The following is a 16,359-nucleotide window of genomic DNA, read 5'->3' as shown; positions in this document are numbered from 1 at the left end:
GTAAATTTAATAAACCGGAAACAAACATCTTGTTTCCGGCTTTCATTTCATATTATTTAATTAGAATTGATAACTCCGAATATCCTTTATTTGTTTTATGAACTTCAATGACTGCTGGCATTGCATCTTTCACATCTTGCACATGGGAAATAACGCCAATTAAACGACCCGATTTTTGAAGCTGAATTAGTGTATCAATTGCTTTTGTCAATAATTCATCATCTAGTGAACCAAATCCTTCATCTATAAACAACGTATCGATTGATACGCCACCTTTATGCGCTTGAATAATGTCTGCCATACCTAGAGCTAAACAAAGTGACGCATTAAACTGCTCTCCACCAGATAAAGTTTTTACGTCTCTGGCTAGTCCAGTATAGGAATCATAAACTTCTAGTCCTAAACCACTTTGTTTTCTTCCTTTTTCAACTGCATCTTTTCGTTGTAATTGGAATTGTCCGTTAGATAAATGATCTAGTCGGATATTTGCTGATTCAATAATTTGTTCAAAATAATCTAATAAAACATATCGTTCAAACGAAATCATTTTATCATTATCGCCTTTTGTAACTTTATATAAATCAGTTAAGCCTGCTAATCTTTGTTCGGTTCTTACAAAATCCTCTTGATAGATTTGTAGATCGGTTTTCAATTGGTCTAATCGTTTATTTAACTCTTGTAAACGGATCATTTCATTTACAATTTGATCTGTATTTTGAGTAATTTCTTCCAAGTTAATTTTAAGATCAGTTTCGTCTATTTTTTCCATCGATTGCACTTGTTTTTCAAGTAACTCTTTTTCAGTGCTTAATCTTTGAAGATTTTCCTCAAACATCGATAGATCGTTTCGATATTGATCAATTAATTGGATATATTTAATAGCATTAATAAACTCTGATTCGACATTAAACTGATACTCAGATAATTTTTCATGATAAACAATCGTTGTATTTTGAATATCTTCTTTTAATTTTGATACTTCGTTTTCAAGATGTGAACGAGTTGTCTCTTTAACCGTTTTTTGCTCGGTTAGCATGTTGTGTTCTGCTTCAACTTTTGAGATTTTCGCTTTTAAAATAGAAATATTTTTTTCAATTTCGTTTTTTTCTAATTGCCATTTTTCAAGAGTTCTTAAAGATTCAGGTAATCTTGATTCAATTTGTACAATGTTAATTTTTAATTCATTTATTTCATTTATTAATTTATTCATTACTTCGGCTTTCTCAGTAACTTTTAAAGTTAAATCATTAATTAGTTGTTCTTTCGTTTTAATTAATTTATTAATCTTTTCGAAATCAGCCTTTTTCTCATTCAGTTTGTTTAAGATTAATTCATTATCTTTAAATTCTTTCGCAAGAAATTTTAGGCTTTCGTTTGTGAAATCAAACTGTCCATGCTCTTCAAAAAACGACTGTTCATCGTTTTTCAATGTGTTTTCTATGCTTCTAATCTCTCCCTGAATTGTAGCGAGTTCAGTCTGATGTTGATTGACTTGCAATTTTAATTTTTCAGCTTCATCTTCATTTACAGATCCATTAAATTTAGCAAGAGATGGATGGTGGGTACTTCCGCAAACTGGACATTGCTCTTGATCCTTTAAATCTTTCGCTAAAAAAGCTGCTTTTTGCTGATGCATTTCAAGCTCAATTCGGTCAAGTTCATTTTTTAAGTTTAGATGTTCTAAATTTTTCATACGATAATCATTTAATTTTTGCTCTAAATCTTTCTTTGCAAAAACGATACGTTTTGCAAATCCACCTTTTAGTGAAATTTCTTTGTTTAATAAGGAAATTTTAGCCCACTGTTCATGAATACCTTCTAATTCATTTAAGCTTAGTTTTAATTGTTTTAATTCTTCACTTTCATTCTTTACATCCATTTGTAATGACTTTTCATCATTTTCAATCACATGAAGTTGATTAGACTTATTAGCGAATTCGATTTTTAGCTTTTGAAAAAGATCGATATCATCTTTTAAAGCTAATAGATTAACCAATTGACTTTCAAAACTACCAAGTTTTTTATGTTCTTCAGGTAGAGTTGCTACTTCAGCAGAAATTTGTTCAATTTTAAAGAGTGTTTCTTTTAAACTTTCAATTTCAACTAATAATTTATTGTTAGTTTCTTGAAGTGAGTGATTTAACTTCTCAAGCTCGGTTTTGATAGGTAACACTTTTTCAGCATTAGTTGCTAATTTTATTCTTAGTTTCTTATCTTCAACTTCTAACTCTTGTTCCTTTAACATTGTTAATAATTCATTTAACTCATGTAATCGATCAATGTTTTTATTATGCGCCTGTGCTGAAAACAACTTTTGTTGCATAGCCTCTAATTGTGATTTTTGTATTTTTTCACTTTCTTCAAGTCTTTTTAAATCATCTATTATACTTGTGATATGTTCAGTCAAAATGTCATTCACTAAATGTAGATTAATTTGAGTATCGTCAGATAGTTGAATTCCTTTTTCACTTAATAATTTTTCAATTACTTCTAATTTAATAACGATTTTTTGCTTTAAATTATTAAAGTGACTTTCCATTTTTTTTCTTTCTGAATTCAAGGTTTCAGATACCTTTTCATAAAGTTCTGTTCTGAAAATTTTACGTAAAATTTCTTCCTTTTCTTTTGTATCTGAAACTAATAATTTTCTAAATTCACCTTGTGGAAGCAGGACAATTTGTTTAAATTGATCTGCATTGATTCCTAGTAATTCTTCTACTTTTTTGTTAACAATCGATGTTTTATTAAATTCCTGGCAATAAGGAACTTTTTCGTTATTCTCAATTTTATAAAACTCGATTTTATCGCCGGTGATTCCTTTATTTTGTTTCTTCTGATGACCTTTTTGTCTAAAAATATTAAATTGATTTCCTTTTAATTCGAAAGTCAACTCTACGCTTGTATATAGATCATCATCTGCAAAATGGCTTCGAAGTAATGTTTGATCATTCCTATTTTCACCGCTTGCTTCTCCAAAAAGTGCAAAACAAATTCCATCAAATATCGTTGTTTTACCAGCACCAGTTGGTCCAGTGATTGCAAATAATCCTTTTTCATTTAGGCGACTAAAATCAACATGTACTTTATCTTTGTATGGTCCAAATGCATGAAGTACTACTTTTAATGGCTTCAAATCTATTCCTCCCTTACAAAGATGTCATGAATTATATCCTTCATAAATTGTTCGTCTTCATGTTTTAAATCTTCATTTTTCATTTCTTTATAAAAAGACTGGAACAACTCGAGCTGATTTTTCGATCTTTTTTCTACTAAACTCAATTGATTTGATTGATCTGATTGTACAGTTGTACGCTTACGACTAACGTGCATCGCATTAGGATAAACCGTTCTAATTTGCTCCATCGGTTGTACAACTACATGTTCATCGGTTAATTTTACAAATACATAGTCTTGATTAACAGGATGTTGTCTGATTTCCTCAATTGTCCCTTCTATTGATCTTAAATCTCGAATTGGGTGAAAATCTTTCTTAACAACTGTTAGTTCACCATTTCCTTTTATCTCAACAATTAAACAGCCTTTTTTATGGTTTTCTTCTGAAAGTGAGTATTTTAAAGGAGAACCCGAATAGCGTATTGATTGATTGCCTACGTAATGGGCACGATGTAAATGACCAAGCGCAGTATAATTAAAATGCTTAAAATTATGATGCGATACGTACTCAGCACCACCTATTGAAAGTGTACGTTCACCTTCTGTCTCTTCATCTGATGGATCGCCATTATTTGTTACGAAAGCATGTCCAACAAAGACATTTCGAACTGAAGGGTCTAATTCTTCATCTCGAATTTTATTAATAATTGCTTTCATTGCATCATCATGTGATTGAATATCCTCGTTTTGTAAAATATAACGGACAATACTAGGTTCGGCATACGGAATTAAATAAAAATGAACTTCCCCTTCTTCATCATGTAATATAACTTTCTTAAAAGGAGTTTGAAACTTCCCTACTAAAAATAAACTTTCTTTTTCCATAAAACGACTTCCAAATTCAATTCGTTCAGCACTATCATGATTTCCAGCTATTGCAAGAATTGGTGTATTACATTCAATGACAATTTTATGGAATACTTCATTTAACAATTCAATTGCTTCAGTTGGAGAAACACTTTTATCATATAAATCGCCAGCTATAACAACTGCGTCTGGTTTTTCTTCTTTAATAATTGAAATGAACTCATCTAAGATGGCTCGTTGGTCTTCAGTCATATGTACACCATGTACAATCTTACCAAGGTGCCAATCTGCTGTATGAATAAACTTCATTATATACACCTCATTATTTTTATTACTTTGCTAATAATAATCACAGCTTTTCTATATTATATTTTACATCAACATACGAACGTTTGTATGCTTTTAATTAACTTAAATTATAAAAGTGCATTATTAAGCTAAAATAATTGAAATACTAATCATTATGAGACAAAATATACCTATTAACACTTAGGAGGCAATTATGGAAAAAATAGTAGATGTAAAAAAATATGAGGAAGTTATAAAAAGTGAAAAGCCAATCGTGGTAAAATTTTATGCAACATGGTGCCCAGATTGCACACGTTTAGATGCTTTTATTCCAGACGTTATTGAAGAACATCCTTCATTTACTTGGTACACAATGGACCGCGATGAGTTTCCTGAAATCGCTAGTGAGCAGCAAGTAATGGGAATTCCGAGTTTACTTGTATATAAAAATGGTGAAAAAATTGGTCACTTACATAGCGCAAACGCAAAAACACCAGAATCAGTTGAAGAATTTTTATCAACATTTGAATAATATTAACGAAATCACAAGGAGAATCCCTTGTGGTTTTTTTACTAAAATTACTAAATCACACAGAGTACTCCAACTTATGGCTTTCGCTCAAGAGAATTCGATAAGCGAACTGCTGCTACTATAAAATATACATTATTTTTATATCAAGTATATTTACCGTAAATAAATCATGTTCAAGAAACAAAAAAAACACCTATAACAGATCGATCTCGATCTATACATTTATAAGTGTAATTTTTGCAGATTCAATTTTTATAGCTGTCTTCTTTCATGTAAATTAATAAATACATTTTTACAAATACTGTACCAAGCGTATCCGACTAACCAACCAGCTATAATATCAGAGAAATGATGTACATGTAAGTAAATTCTGCTCATAGATATTAAAAAAATCATTGATAGGACGATAAATTGAATAATTCTTTTTTGTTTCATCAATGATGGTTGTAGAACAATCAGAAGAAAGCCTAGTGTTAAAAAGAAAGATGTAGCCATTACAGCATGACCACTTGGGAAACTAAATCCGCTTTCTACATAGTACATTGAACTAGGTCGCGGTCTTTCATATACATCTTTTAATAATGAAACAACCACTCTTGCAGTTACTAATGTAATAACAAATGAAATCCCCGTCCAAATTTGCTTACTAATGATGGAATAGATTAGTATAATGACAGCAAATGTTAAGTACATCTTGGATGAACCAAAATCTCTTAAGAAATAACAAAATGAATCTAATGCATCTGTCCGAATAATTTCGAAAAACTTAAACGCTGAATTGTCTAAACTTCGAATCATGTTCGAATTATAAATTAATCCTAAAATAACAAATAAAAATATAGCTGTAAAAATAAGTATCCAATTATTTTTTTTCATACGATCCCCCAATTTTATCACAGTTTGTTATGCTTGTACTATTGATACAAAGAGAAAAACGACGAGAGCTCCCGTCGCCACTTCCATGACTATTCATCTTCCTCATCAATTTCATCAATCATACATTTTTCTAGTAAGTACTCAAAAGTAATATCCGCTAGTTCTTCAATTTCCTCTTCCTCAGGAACATATCCTCGCTGAATGAGCTGTTGATAGAAAAATTCTGCTATTTCTTCCGTATCAATAACTACCTCAATTTCTTTCACTAGCATCACCCCTTACTAGTTAATATGTAAAAAATGAGAAAATATGAAAAAAACCTTACCAAGCACAAAAAATATTAATATGTAACCTTTTGCATAATACAACATTGACAAGCATATATTCAATTAAAACATGTTAAAGGGGCGAGATTACCAATGACAAAAATGGACAAGCTAGCTAGTTTAAAAGAAATTATGGTTAATGACGAAATGTTTGAAGAAGCTGTTGAAAAACTGACGACAATTGCATTCTTTATTTTAATAGGGATAGGCATACCTTTTATGATTCATATAATTCTACAATTATTGTAGAATATCCTCTCTCTCAATTTGTTTTCTTTTCTGAGAATTTATTTAAATTTTTTAGTACTAGATCCATAACAATTTTATATTCTTCATCTTGGAAGATTGAATACAAAACAGCGTAATCATTATATATATCTAATAAGCCATCGATAATTTCTTGTTTTGTTGTTTTATTTCTATTTTTATTAAAATCATTCATTGAGCGAAGTTTTTCTAGGTCTAGTTTTGAAATACCATTTTTATCATTTCTTAGTTTCTTTAAAATTGCATTTGCAGTTTGTGCTGAAGCAATTAACGTTAAATCTGTTTCATCGGCTTCTAACCATTCCCCATCTGTAATACGCGCTAATTCATAAATTGTATCTTCCCACGCGTCATTTTTATATCGCCATACCTCTGTACGATATCCAACAATTCGAAAAATTTCTTTCTCATATCCATTTACTTGAACAAGGTCCCCGAAAGAAAATGAATAATTAACCTCTATCCATTCCTTCTCAAGTTTTTTTCCATCATATTCGTTGAGAAGTTGAAGAGTATTCTCAACATAAAGTCCGTCATGATTATTCACTTCGTAAACAAAAACGCCGTCCATCAGTTTAATATTTATTAACTTTCTATTTTTATTGGCTTATTAAATAAAAAAACCACTACGATTTAAGAGAGTGGCTTTTTTGAAGTATTTGTTTTTATATCTTCTTTTTTTATTTTTAAAGTTAATTTTAGTAATGCTTCTGCAGCTAGTTTTGCATTCATCGAACCAATTTCTTCATATTTAAACTGCTCCATGAAGAAACACCCCTCTATAGACTATTCAGAGTACTAGTCTATCGTTCGTGGTAGGAGGAGAAAAGGAAAGGGAAAATTAATAATCCCTTTTATCTGCATAAAAAAACAACTCACTTGATTTATGAGCTGTTTTTTAGGATATTTCAGTTCTCTGTTTTTCTTACTTACTAACAGCACCAAACATGAATTTAAAACAATCCTCAATTTGATGATTAAAACTTGCATGGGCTGTTCTTAATTGTTGTGCATAATGATCATTTAATGATGACCAAACTCGATTTCTTTCCTTTAAACTCTCTATGTAGTCTTCACCAGCTAGTTCAAACTGCTCTTCTAATCTTTCAAATAACTCAAATGTAGCATTTAATGGGGTAGATAATAACTCACTAAATTTACTTACGGCTTCTTCAAATTGATTTAAACTTGATTGAACATCTTTAGAAACATCTGTCTTTGCAATCCTAATTTTAGATGTTCTTACATTTAAATTACGATTAAAGTTCTTAACTTCCCCAAATAAACCTTTTACTGCATTGCGATATTCCTCATTAAATTTCTTGGTTTCTTTAAACACTTTCATATATGCATTTAATCTTTGCTCACTGCTCTCTCTTAAATGTGTCAAACTACCTTCATATTGATCCCAAAGTGTGTTAAAAAAAGGATCCATAAAATATTGTTCTTCTTTCTCAACTTCCATTTTTTGTAGTTCCACCTTTGAAACTTTTTGTGCCGTCAAATTTCTTCCTCCTCATTTTGTTTCGAATTTTTCTCTATTTTATCCTCTCTTTGTAATGGAGGCATGTAGAGCTCAAGAAAACTTGTGTACATTTTGAAAAATTGATCTAGCATTGATTGATAACGTTCGAGTTGCCTTGCATTACCTCGTAAGAATTCTTTTCCAGTTTCAGTAATTGAATAGCAGCGCTTAGCAGGTCCGCTTCCTTTCGTATCCCATTCTGAAAATACAAGGTTTTCTTTCTCTAGTTGTCTTAATAATCGATATAAATTCCCTTGATCAAGTGTTTGAAATCCGAATGCGTGGAGCTTTTGAATTAATTCATAACCGTGAAGTGTCATACGACTAAGGAGTAGAAGAATAAAAGGCATAATAAAGTTTTTTGAAGGAGTAATATTTTTATCTTTTTCATTGTTCATTGGTAACACCTCTACAATAAATCTATAGGTGTATTTTACACATATATGAATATACCGTCAATACGGCAAATATAATTTAGTATAAATTTTCAAAAAACTTAAATCATACCGTTTAATCGTCAAAAAGTTTGGTAAACAATTACCAAAGGAGTGATTAAAATTGTACGCTACGAAGACTGAAACGATAAAACTGTACTATAATCGATTAGGTACTGGAGAACCTCTCGTATTAATTCATGGCCTTGGCGAAGTAAAAGAAGGCTGGTTTAAACAATATGAGCTAGCGGATGAATACGATTTAATTATTCCTGATTTGCGTGGTCATGGTGAAAATAATTTAACTGAAGGCATATCAATTAAGAATTTCGCAAAAGATGTACTAGATTTAATGGATGAGTTAGGCATTGAAAGTGCTCATATATTAGGTTTATCAATGGGCGGAACAGTTGCACAAGAAATTTATCGCCAAGCACCTGCAAGATGTCGATCATTAATTCTAGTTAGCACCTTTCATTTCGCTCCAAGAATAATAGGTTTATGGTTTTTACATTTTAAAATGTTACGTTCAAAAGTCTTTACCCCACAACAGCTAAGTGAGATGACGGTAAGAGCATGCTTATTTTCATGGGAAGAAGAGACATTAAAACAATTTAGAAAATATTATCGACCGAATCCTGAAGGATATGATAAATCAATGAGAGAATGTTTTAAGGTGGATAATAGAGAGTTATTACCAAAGATAAAAGTACCTACTCTTATAATTGGTGGTCAGTTTGATACGATAACGCCAGTATGGATCCAATTACTAATGCATCAAAGTATCCCTAATTCAAAATTAGTGATTTTCAAAAATTCTGGCCATGTAACAAAAATGGAAGTTGCAGAAAAATTTAATCAAACTATACGCTCCTTCATAAATAAACAAAAAACCGTTAAGATTTAGTAAATTAAGTAAGAACAAAATCCTCAGACTGTTGAAAAACGATCTTTTCATTAAGTGTTTAATCAGTTAAAACCATACCAGCGGTCCTAATCAGCCTGAATGTCTCGAATTAAATATATTTCAATCAGTCTGAGATATTTATGATCAAATACTTGAAAACTTCCCCGTTCCAGGGCTAAAGTAAATAAATTAATATATTGAATGTTAAGCAACTTTCCAGCCTGATTCCCACAGAAAATGGGTTGTTTCTTCTGCACAAATTCGTTACAATAGACCGATCTAAACGAATAGAATCTACTGTTCTATTATAAAAAAAGCCTCCATATAGTTTACAAAAAAGGAGGGGCCAAATATGTATGAAAATCTGTTACAGACATTTGATTTATTTCTTATCATTCTATCAATCATTATTGGTGCAATAGGCGGATACGCGAATATATTATTAGCAAATGAAGGCTACATAAAAAGTTATCATTTTAAAGATTCTGATGGTAGAGAAAGATATTCACTTGGTTCTAAGCGAGAAATAATTCTTGGTGCGATGGCAGGTTGTGCATCATACCTCATCGCAGTCGTAACGACAACTCATCCAACCCCTGCATCTGTAATTATTTTTGCTTTTATTTGTGGAATTAGCGGCGGTGCATATCTAGAAAAATTGGTCGATAAGAACGTTAATGATAAAATTACTGATTTTAGCAATACACTAGCTGAAATAGAAAATGAGAAGAAAGCGAACGAAAAGGCAAGTGATTCTTCGAAGGTGTATCAAAACGATACTAGTGTTGTCGATGCAATCGAACAAAATAATGAGAATGATCATAGGGATCATGCTACAAATAAAGAAGTTGATTTACATTACAATGTTTTAAAGAAAAAATTAAAAAATGCACGAAGCACCAAGGAAGCTGAAAAATATTTTAATGATTTAGTCAAATTAATCAATAATGGGTAAATTTTTATTGTGGGTATTGCTAAAACAAGTTCAGTCGTATCTTTTCAGATATAACTAAACTTGTTTTAATTTTGGTTTATAATGATTTTTGTTTTTAGAAATTAAATCCATTCTATTTTAATGGTGGCAACTTTTTTATTTCGAGTCGTATCATGACTCGAATCCATATTACTACTAAACCATATTTTTTTAATAAATGACTTCAAAAACAGATTGCATAGTTCTGGGTCGATTTCTTCTAAATGGTCCAATGTTTCAATAATCTTTTGTATTTTTTGGGCATTTTCTTCACTTCTTCGTAGATTTTCAATTTGAGTTTTATAGTGTTCAATTTGTTCATTAATTTGATTTAATTGAACTCTATTTTCATTTTTTAATTCTTCAAATTCAAATTTATTAATTTCTCCATCCATCCTCATTTCTCTAATATTATTTTGTCGTTTATTCATTTTGTCTTTTTGCTTCATTAAAGAGTCAAGTTCATTCATAAATCTATTTTCTAGCTCTATAGTTTTCTGAGAATCTAGCATTTTTAGTGCTATTTTAAACTCTGATTTTTTGTCTTTAATACTTTTTAAAACAAATTCTTCGACTAGATGATATTTATAGCCTCGATCTTTACATTGATTATTTGAAATTTTATATGAACAAGATTTAATAAAATCAGAACTCGAGTTATCTTTTTGAATATATCGCTTTCGACCACAGCAATTACAAAAAATTAAATTTTGTAACCTCCGAATTGCTTTTCGTTTTTGAAAATAGACTTTTTTATTATCTTGTAATAAATTTTGGACCGCAAAAAATTTTTCTTTACTAATAATTGCCTCATGGGCGTTTTCAATAAATACTTCATCAATTATCTTATGATGAATACGTCTACTAGCTTGAATCACTCCATAATAAACTGGATTCACTCTAAGTTGACTAATATGAGATGTAGTAAGGATTTTACCTTGTCTACTCCTCCAATTTAACATATTTAACTGTCGCGCTATTTCATTTACAGAAACTCTTTCTAAAGATTTATCGAATATATATCGAATGATCTTTGCTTCATCTTCAACTATTTCTAATCTTTTATCCGAATTTTTACGATATCCAAGTGGAGTCTTATTGCTCATTACCCACTTTCCTTGCTCAGCTGCTGCTAATCTACCTCTAGATAAACGCTTTTTTATTTGCTTATATTCAAAGTTAGCCAATACTGCTTGAAAGGAAAATAACATTTCATTGGTTTCCTGGGATAAATCTATTTTCCCTTGAGGTGTTAATATTTTTATATCATTTAATATTAATAATTGCTTAATTTGTTCAGCATGTGCATTATCACGTGAAAGACGATCAATATCCATAATAATTAAATAATCAAATTCATGGATTTTCTTTAATAACAAATTTAATTGTTCCCGTTCGGTATTTACTCCACTCGATATTTCCTGATAAATAATATATTTTAAATTATGTTGGTTTGCTAATTTAATTAAAGCGTTTTTATGATTAAGTAAAACCTCTTCCACATCTTTTTGCTCTTCATTTCTTGATAGTCTGAGGTATATTGCTGCTAACATGGGACCACCTTATATTTTCCTAATTTGGCCAAGTGATTATCTCCCAATAAAAATAGAAAGTTAATATTTGTTATCTTACCGACAGTACCATATAACGTTATCACGACAATATCATCTACGTTATATTTTGGTTGTTTTTTCTTTGTCATAATACTTCTTACCTCCTTCTCCATTCGTCGTGACTAATTCGTTTTTACTGTATACTATGCAACCAATAGATAATTGTCTGTCATTTTCATAGTAAATAAAAAAAGGGATTAGCCTATTTTGTATTTAGAATTTATAAGAAGGAATTAGGAAAAGAAGTATCAAGGTTTAAAGGGAATTAATTTAAAATACAGACTAGTTTTTTTGCGTTTAATTTACAAAAAAAGATGCAACTTAGATTTAACTAAGTCGCATCTTACTGATCTTCTTCATATAATTTCCAAGCTTCATCAAAAACGCTCATCGATTGATGGAAAGTTCCATCAAATTCTAAGTAAGAGCTAATTTCATCATAGCTGGAAGATTGTTTTGGAAACGAGTGATCATTAAAAAGATGATCTGCTAATATTCCAATTTCATTAGGAATTTTATAGTTTCTATGTTTCATCATATAATGGTAAAATGACTTTCTCATGATTCTCCCTCAATTTTTATTCATTATTTTGTCTCTTTATTAAAAGGTTGTTACTATTTAATAACTTGTAATGCAGAGTTATTTTATAATTTAAAAATACTCGTTCTATGACGAGAAGTCAAAATAATTTCTTTTTAATAATCTCGGCTGCTTCATTAAATCATCAAATGCAATGGAAGCTGGAAGTTGTTTTGTTGAAATAAGAAATAGCTGATCTTCTATTGATTTGACCATTTCTTCCTTTTGATAGGTAAATTTACACTTTTCACAATGAAGTGATGGTACATCCGTAATTGTGATTGCTCGAGAACCATCTGGTAACTCCCAATGTACAACAGCTTTTGTTTCTTGTACATTCTCTTCTCCACACCAATCACATTTTAATGTATTATTCATCTTTCTTTACACTTCCATCCATTTTTTGAATTTGCGCTTGATATTTTTTCTCTTTTAATTCATCCCTTTTTTCTCTTTTATTCTTTAATGAACTATGATCTGGATCTGTTTGGTATTGCTCTCTCTTTTTCATTCTTTCTAAATCTGCCGGGATCAGACTTTGCACTTGATCAGTCATGATACTAGCAATTCCAACTTTAGCAGCTTTATTTAAATAATCAGGATACACTAGTGAAAAATATTCTTCAGCTGTATCTTCTTTATAGTTTTCAGGCTCCGGATAAGATGTAATTACTCCCTCAAAATTTCGTAACACTGTTTTTTTACTACTTTGAGAGACGATATAGTTTGGTTGAAGAGAAATTTTACCTCCACCACCAGGTGCATCAACTACAAAGGTAGGTACTGCATAACCAGAAGTATGTCCTCGTAACCCTTCAATAATCTCTAAACCTTTTGCTACTGGTGCTCTAAAATGACCAATTCCTTCTGATAAATCACATTGATAAATATAATATGGTCTTACTCTAATTTTTACTAAGTCATGCATTAACTTTTTCATTATCGGTACACTGTCGTTAATTCCAGTTAATATAACAGACTGATTTCCAACTGGAACACCAGCATTTGCAAGCATTTCACATGCCTTCTTTGCTTCTTCAGTGACTTCAATACTCGTATTAAAATGCGTGTTTAACCATACAGGGTGGTATTTTTTTAAAATTTCGCATAGGTTTTCGGTAATCCTTTGTGGAAATACAACAGGTGCTCTAGTACCAATTCTAATAATTTCTAGATGGTCAATTGCCCTTAAATTTTTTAAAATATATTCTAAAATATTGTCATTAATTAGTAATCCATCTCCGCCTGAAATAAGTACGTCTCTTATTTCTTCATTTTGACGAATATACGCAATCGCGTCATCTAATTGTTTTTTTGGTACGCCCATTCCGATTTGCCCTGAAAATCGTCTTCTTGTACAGTAGCGACAATACATTGAACATTGATTTGTCACTAAAAATAGCACTCGGTCAGGATATCGATGCGTTAAACCTGGTACCGGACTATCCTCATCCTCTCCTAGTGGATCTTCGGAGTCATATTTTGTTTTATTTAATTCTTTACTAATTGGTACAGATTGCATACGTATAGGACAGCGAGGATCGGTAGGATTCATTAAAGAAGCATAGTATGGAGTGATATTTAAAGGAATTGTTTTTGTAGATATTCTAACTCCTTCTTCTTCATCCTTCGTTAAATCGATCACTTGCTTCAAATCGTCTAAGGTTCTTACTGTATTCGTTAATTGCCATAACCAGTCGTTCCATTGTTCTTCCGTAACATCTTTCCATAAAGGGATATCTTTCCAATGTCTTTGAGGTTTATAAAGCTGATTTTTCATTTATGGTCCTCCTTGTTTAATAGGACAATTTAATTTTAATTAGTTAAGTAGAAATTCCTAGTTATATACCTACTTCTTTATATGCACTTAATAAAAACTTGGTGAAAAGACTACTAATTGAAATCACTAAGAATGAAAAGTAAAAATGAAATAAACCGACTAACTTGTTGTTAGTCGGTATCTGTGGCTGACGCTCAATAGTTTTTAGAAATTTACAATACTTGCACCGATGATAATTAATAAAATAAATAATACAACGATTAACGCAAATCCTCCACCACATCCAAAGCCTCCGCCATAATAAGGTGAATAACCTTTCATATATATTGCCTCCTTCACTTGCTTATTAGAAATCACAATAAAGTATATGTTAGGTTCACAATCCTTGTTACATGGGCAATAGTCTATATTTTAGGTAAAATTGAATATTAATTCTCAAAGTCTTAATTTGCATCGCCACCTAACACGATTTAATCGAGTAGTGAATAAAAAAAGCCTTGAGAAAATAATTCTCAAGGCTTTATAGTATGAGTAAATTTTAAAAGAAAAGTGATAAAATAAATGTCCAAATACAAACGAATGCTAGTAATCCAAAACTATATTTTAACGTCATCTTGGTTAATGTAGATTCATTACCTGTTTCTCCTACTGCAGCTGTTGCGATTGCAATTGATTGAGGGGAAACTAGTTTTGCAATTACCCCACCAGCTGTATTGGCAGAAACTAATAACGAAGGATTTGTGCCTAAAATATTTCCAGCTGAAACTTGAATTGGAGCAAATAAAGTATTGTTATTAACTACAGAACCAGTCATAAATACACCAATCCAGCCTAAAATTGGAGATAAAAATGGAAATGCATCTCCAGTATGTGCAACCGCTTGGCTTAAAGCACTTGTTAATCCACCATAAGTCATTAATTTTGCAATACTAATGATCGCACAAATCATAAGTATCGGTACCCAAAACTCTGAAATTGTCTTTTTTAGTAGAGATAAACCTTTACTAAAATTTATTGATTTAGAAGTAAAAATAGTTACAAATGCAGCTAATAATATTGCAGTACCTGTTGCACCGATTAGATCAATGCTGACATTAATAGAGGAACCCGGTACAACGAATTTTATGACAGTTGAAGCGAGTGCTCCTCCCTCAGCAAATAAACCTTTAAATGATTTTAAGCTCCAAATTAACACGAAAATTGTAAGTAAATAAAATGGTGACCATGCTTTTATCACATCAACCATAGTATAAGATTCAGTTTTAAATTCTTTCCCTTTTAGTAAAAAAATATTTTTAGGTTGCCATTTTTTAAGAAATAATGCTAAAACACCCATAGTTAATAAAGAAGGGATAATATCTGCTAACTCTGGACCTAAAACGATTGTCATAAATGCTTGAGAAACTGTATAAGTAATAGACGTTACTAAAATTGCAGGCAGAATTTCTTTAATACCTTTAAATCCATCAATTAACCAAACTAAAAGAAATGGAATCGTAAAGTTAATAATCGGTAATGTTAATGCCGTCATAATTGAAACTTTCATTGAAGTTACACCATGTAATCCAAATGTATCAATAATTCCCACCGGTATCCCAATTGCACCAAATGCACCAGATGCACCGTTAGCTATTAAACAAAGCATTGCTGCTTGTAATGGTTTGAAGCCTACTGAAACTAGTAATACCGCACAAATTGCTATCGGTACTCCAAATCCTGCTGCCCCTTCAAGAAATGCGTTAAAGCAAAATCCAATTAATAAAAATTGAATACGTTGGTCACTTGATATCCCAACTATACTGCTACGTAAAATATCAAACTTACCTGATTCTACTGTTATTTTATATAACCATACAGCCATTACAATGATATAGCCAATCGGCCATAATCCTTGGATTGTTCCTTGAGTTACACTACCGATAGATTCACTAATAGGTAATTTAAATATTGTCAGTACGATAATAAATGTAATTCCAAGGTTTAATAATGCTGCATAAATTCCTTTCATTTTAAAAACTGTTAAGCATAAAAGAAATAAAAGAATCGGTACAGCCGCTACTAATGCTGAAATGGCAAGATTATCAAATGGATTAAAACTATCTACTAACATTTTGTTTTCTCCTTTGTTTAGGTTTATAGATTTAACATTTATTTAGTTAAAAATATCTACAAAATCTCACCTATTTATTTTTTGTTAAAAAAACTCACAAACGTTTATTTTATATTTTTTAAAATGCTGCCTAATATTATTAGTAAAAATTTTAAAATAAATATTAC

Annotated in this window: 18 protein-coding genes; 4 read left to right on the top strand and 14 right to left on the bottom strand. The window is 30.8% G+C overall.

All coding sequences use genetic code 11. From position 1 onward, the window contains the following. Positions 1–52: 52 nt before the first annotated feature. A complete protein-coding gene (locus COC46_RS19015) occupies positions 53–3,133 on the bottom strand; it encodes an AAA family ATPase (RefSeq protein ID WP_098811481.1) in 3,081 nt (1,026 codons plus the stop codon). Between the two features lie 2 nt (positions 3,134–3,135). Beyond that, the gene (locus tag COC46_RS19010) at positions 3,136–4,290 is read right to left on the bottom strand and encodes an exonuclease SbcCD subunit D (protein ID WP_098811480.1); all 1,155 of its coding nucleotides are present in this window, start codon (positions 4,288–4,290) and stop codon (positions 3,136–3,138) included. 193 nt (positions 4,291–4,483) lie between these two features. Between COC46_RS19010 and COC46_RS19005 the strand changes: the two genes are divergently transcribed. After that, positions 4,484–4,801 (top strand): thioredoxin family protein, encoded by a 318-nt coding sequence (locus COC46_RS19005; protein WP_098811479.1) that lies wholly within the window; start codon positions 4,484–4,486, stop codon positions 4,799–4,801. Between the two features lie 252 nt (positions 4,802–5,053). Here the strand turns inward: COC46_RS19005 and COC46_RS19000 are convergent, their stop codons facing one another. Further along, positions 5,054–5,677 (bottom strand): phosphatase PAP2 family protein, encoded by a 624-nt coding sequence (locus COC46_RS19000; protein ID WP_098811478.1) that lies wholly within the window; start codon positions 5,675–5,677, stop codon positions 5,054–5,056. A gap of 89 nt (positions 5,678–5,766) precedes the next feature. Continuing rightward, positions 5,767–5,943, bottom strand: coding sequence for a YozD family protein (locus COC46_RS18995; protein WP_087997714.1), 177 nt, complete (start codon positions 5,941–5,943; stop codon positions 5,767–5,769). A 153-nt stretch (positions 5,944–6,096) separates the two neighbouring features. Here COC46_RS18995 and COC46_RS22375 point away from each other — a divergent pair, with 153 nt between their 5' ends. Continuing rightward, positions 6,097–6,252, top strand: coding sequence for a hypothetical protein (locus COC46_RS22375; RefSeq protein WP_176545224.1), 156 nt, complete (start codon positions 6,097–6,099; stop codon positions 6,250–6,252). A gap of 13 nt (positions 6,253–6,265) precedes the next feature. Here COC46_RS22375 and COC46_RS18990 read toward each other — a convergent pair whose 3' ends face one another. The 4 genes from COC46_RS18990 to phaQ form a co-directional block, all read right to left on the bottom strand. After that, positions 6,266–6,841 (bottom strand): hypothetical protein, encoded by a 576-nt coding sequence (locus tag COC46_RS18990; protein WP_098811477.1) that lies wholly within the window; start codon positions 6,839–6,841, stop codon positions 6,266–6,268. A 62-nt stretch (positions 6,842–6,903) separates the two neighbouring features. Next, the gene (locus COC46_RS22885) at positions 6,904–7,035 is read right to left on the bottom strand and encodes a hypothetical protein (protein WP_255294974.1); all 132 of its coding nucleotides are present in this window, start codon (positions 7,033–7,035) and stop codon (positions 6,904–6,906) included. 160 nt (positions 7,036–7,195) lie between these two features. Continuing rightward, positions 7,196–7,774 (bottom strand): hypothetical protein, encoded by a 579-nt coding sequence (locus tag COC46_RS18985; protein WP_098811476.1) that lies wholly within the window; start codon positions 7,772–7,774, stop codon positions 7,196–7,198. Then, entirely contained in the window at positions 7,771–8,193 is a 423-nt protein-coding gene (gene phaQ, locus COC46_RS18980; RefSeq protein ID WP_098811475.1) for a poly-beta-hydroxybutyrate-responsive repressor, read from the bottom strand. Before phaQ ends, COC46_RS18985 begins: the two co-directional genes overlap by 4 nt. A 160-nt stretch (positions 8,194–8,353) precedes the next feature. Here phaQ and COC46_RS18975 point away from each other — a divergent pair, with 160 nt between their 5' ends. Both COC46_RS18975 and COC46_RS18970 read left to right on the top strand, forming a co-directional pair. Continuing rightward, positions 8,354–9,136 (top strand): alpha/beta fold hydrolase, encoded by a 783-nt coding sequence (locus COC46_RS18975; protein ID WP_098811474.1) that lies wholly within the window; start codon positions 8,354–8,356, stop codon positions 9,134–9,136. Between the two features lie 352 nt (positions 9,137–9,488). Continuing rightward, positions 9,489–10,091: a hypothetical protein gene (locus tag COC46_RS18970; protein ID WP_098811473.1), complete on the top strand. Its 603-nt coding sequence runs from the start codon at positions 9,489–9,491 to the stop codon at positions 10,089–10,091. Between the two features lie 101 nt (positions 10,092–10,192). On the opposite strand, the gene COC46_RS18965 is transcribed toward COC46_RS18970, so the two are convergent. The 6 genes from COC46_RS18965 to COC46_RS18940 all read right to left on the bottom strand — a co-directional run bounded on the left by COC46_RS18965 (position 10,193) and on the right by COC46_RS18940 (position 16,192). Further along, positions 10,193–11,662 carry a recombinase family protein gene (locus tag COC46_RS18965; protein WP_098811472.1) on the bottom strand — a complete coding sequence of 490 codons (1,470 nt, stop codon included), beginning with the start codon at positions 11,660–11,662 and terminating at the stop codon, positions 10,193–10,195. Positions 11,663–12,065: 403 nt separating this feature from the next. Beyond that, positions 12,066–12,284, bottom strand: a complete 219-nt coding sequence (locus COC46_RS18960; RefSeq protein ID WP_098811471.1) for a YozE family protein — start codon at positions 12,282–12,284, stop codon at positions 12,066–12,068. A 105-nt stretch (positions 12,285–12,389) separates the two neighbouring features. After that, the gene (locus COC46_RS18955) at positions 12,390–12,680 is read right to left on the bottom strand and encodes a YokU family protein (protein WP_098811470.1); all 291 of its coding nucleotides are present in this window, start codon (positions 12,678–12,680) and stop codon (positions 12,390–12,392) included. Beyond that, positions 12,673–14,082: a lysine 2,3-aminomutase gene (kamA, locus tag COC46_RS18950; RefSeq protein ID WP_098811469.1), complete on the bottom strand. Its 1,410-nt coding sequence runs from the start codon at positions 14,080–14,082 to the stop codon at positions 12,673–12,675. Before kamA ends, COC46_RS18955 begins: the two co-directional genes overlap by 8 nt. Before the next feature lie 204 nt (positions 14,083–14,286). After that, entirely contained in the window at positions 14,287–14,403 is a 117-nt protein-coding gene (locus tag COC46_RS18945) for a YjcZ family sporulation protein (RefSeq protein ID WP_098811468.1), read from the bottom strand. Positions 14,404–14,620: 217 nt separating this feature from the next. After that, positions 14,621–16,192, bottom strand: a complete 1,572-nt coding sequence (locus COC46_RS18940; RefSeq protein ID WP_098811467.1) for an L-lactate permease — start codon at positions 16,190–16,192, stop codon at positions 14,621–14,623. Positions 16,193–16,359: the final 167 nt, after the last annotated feature.

Origin of the sequence: Bacillus sp. AFS041924 (assembly GCF_002577195.1) — a bacterium.
Classification (GTDB): domain Bacteria; phylum Bacillota; class Bacilli; order Bacillales; family Bacillaceae_G; genus Gottfriedia.
The sequence above is the reverse complement of the archived record's forward strand: the minus strand, read 5'-3'. Positions and strand labels throughout refer to the sequence as shown.

Coding starts and splice junctions, on each gene's coding strand:
- COC46_RS18945 (WP_098811468.1), bottom strand. CDS start 14,403: ATGAAAGGTTATTCACCTTATTATGGCGGAGGCTTTGGATGTGGTGGA.
- kamA (WP_098811469.1), bottom strand. CDS start 14,082: ATGAAAAATCAGCTTTATAAACCTCAAAGACATTGGAAAGATATCCCT.
- COC46_RS18970 (WP_098811473.1), top strand. CDS start 9,489: ATGTATGAAAATCTGTTACAGACATTTGATTTATTTCTTATCATTCTA.
- COC46_RS22885 (WP_255294974.1), bottom strand. CDS start 7,035: ATGGAGCAGTTTAAATATGAAGAAATTGGTTCGATGAATGCAAAACTA.
- COC46_RS18960 (WP_098811471.1), bottom strand. CDS start 12,284: ATGAGAAAGTCATTTTACCATTATATGATGAAACATAGAAACTATAAA.
- phaQ (WP_098811475.1), bottom strand. CDS start 8,193: ATGAACAATGAAAAAGATAAAAATATTACTCCTTCAAAAAACTTTATT.
- COC46_RS19005 (WP_098811479.1), top strand. CDS start 4,484: ATGGAAAAAATAGTAGATGTAAAAAAATATGAGGAAGTTATAAAAAGT.
- COC46_RS22375 (WP_176545224.1), top strand. CDS start 6,097: ATGACAAAAATGGACAAGCTAGCTAGTTTAAAAGAAATTATGGTTAAT.
- COC46_RS18990 (WP_098811477.1), bottom strand. CDS start 6,841: ATGGACGGCGTTTTTGTTTACGAAGTGAATAATCATGACGGACTTTAT.
- COC46_RS19000 (WP_098811478.1), bottom strand. CDS start 5,677: ATGAAAAAAAATAATTGGATACTTATTTTTACAGCTATATTTTTATTT.
- COC46_RS18940 (WP_098811467.1), bottom strand. CDS start 16,192: ATGTTAGTAGATAGTTTTAATCCATTTGATAATCTTGCCATTTCAGCA.
- COC46_RS18955 (WP_098811470.1), bottom strand. CDS start 12,680: ATGAATAATACATTAAAATGTGATTGGTGTGGAGAAGAGAATGTACAA.
- COC46_RS19010 (WP_098811480.1), bottom strand. CDS start 4,290: ATGAAGTTTATTCATACAGCAGATTGGCACCTTGGTAAGATTGTACAT.
- COC46_RS18965 (WP_098811472.1), bottom strand. CDS start 11,662: ATGTTAGCAGCAATATACCTCAGACTATCAAGAAATGAAGAGCAAAAA.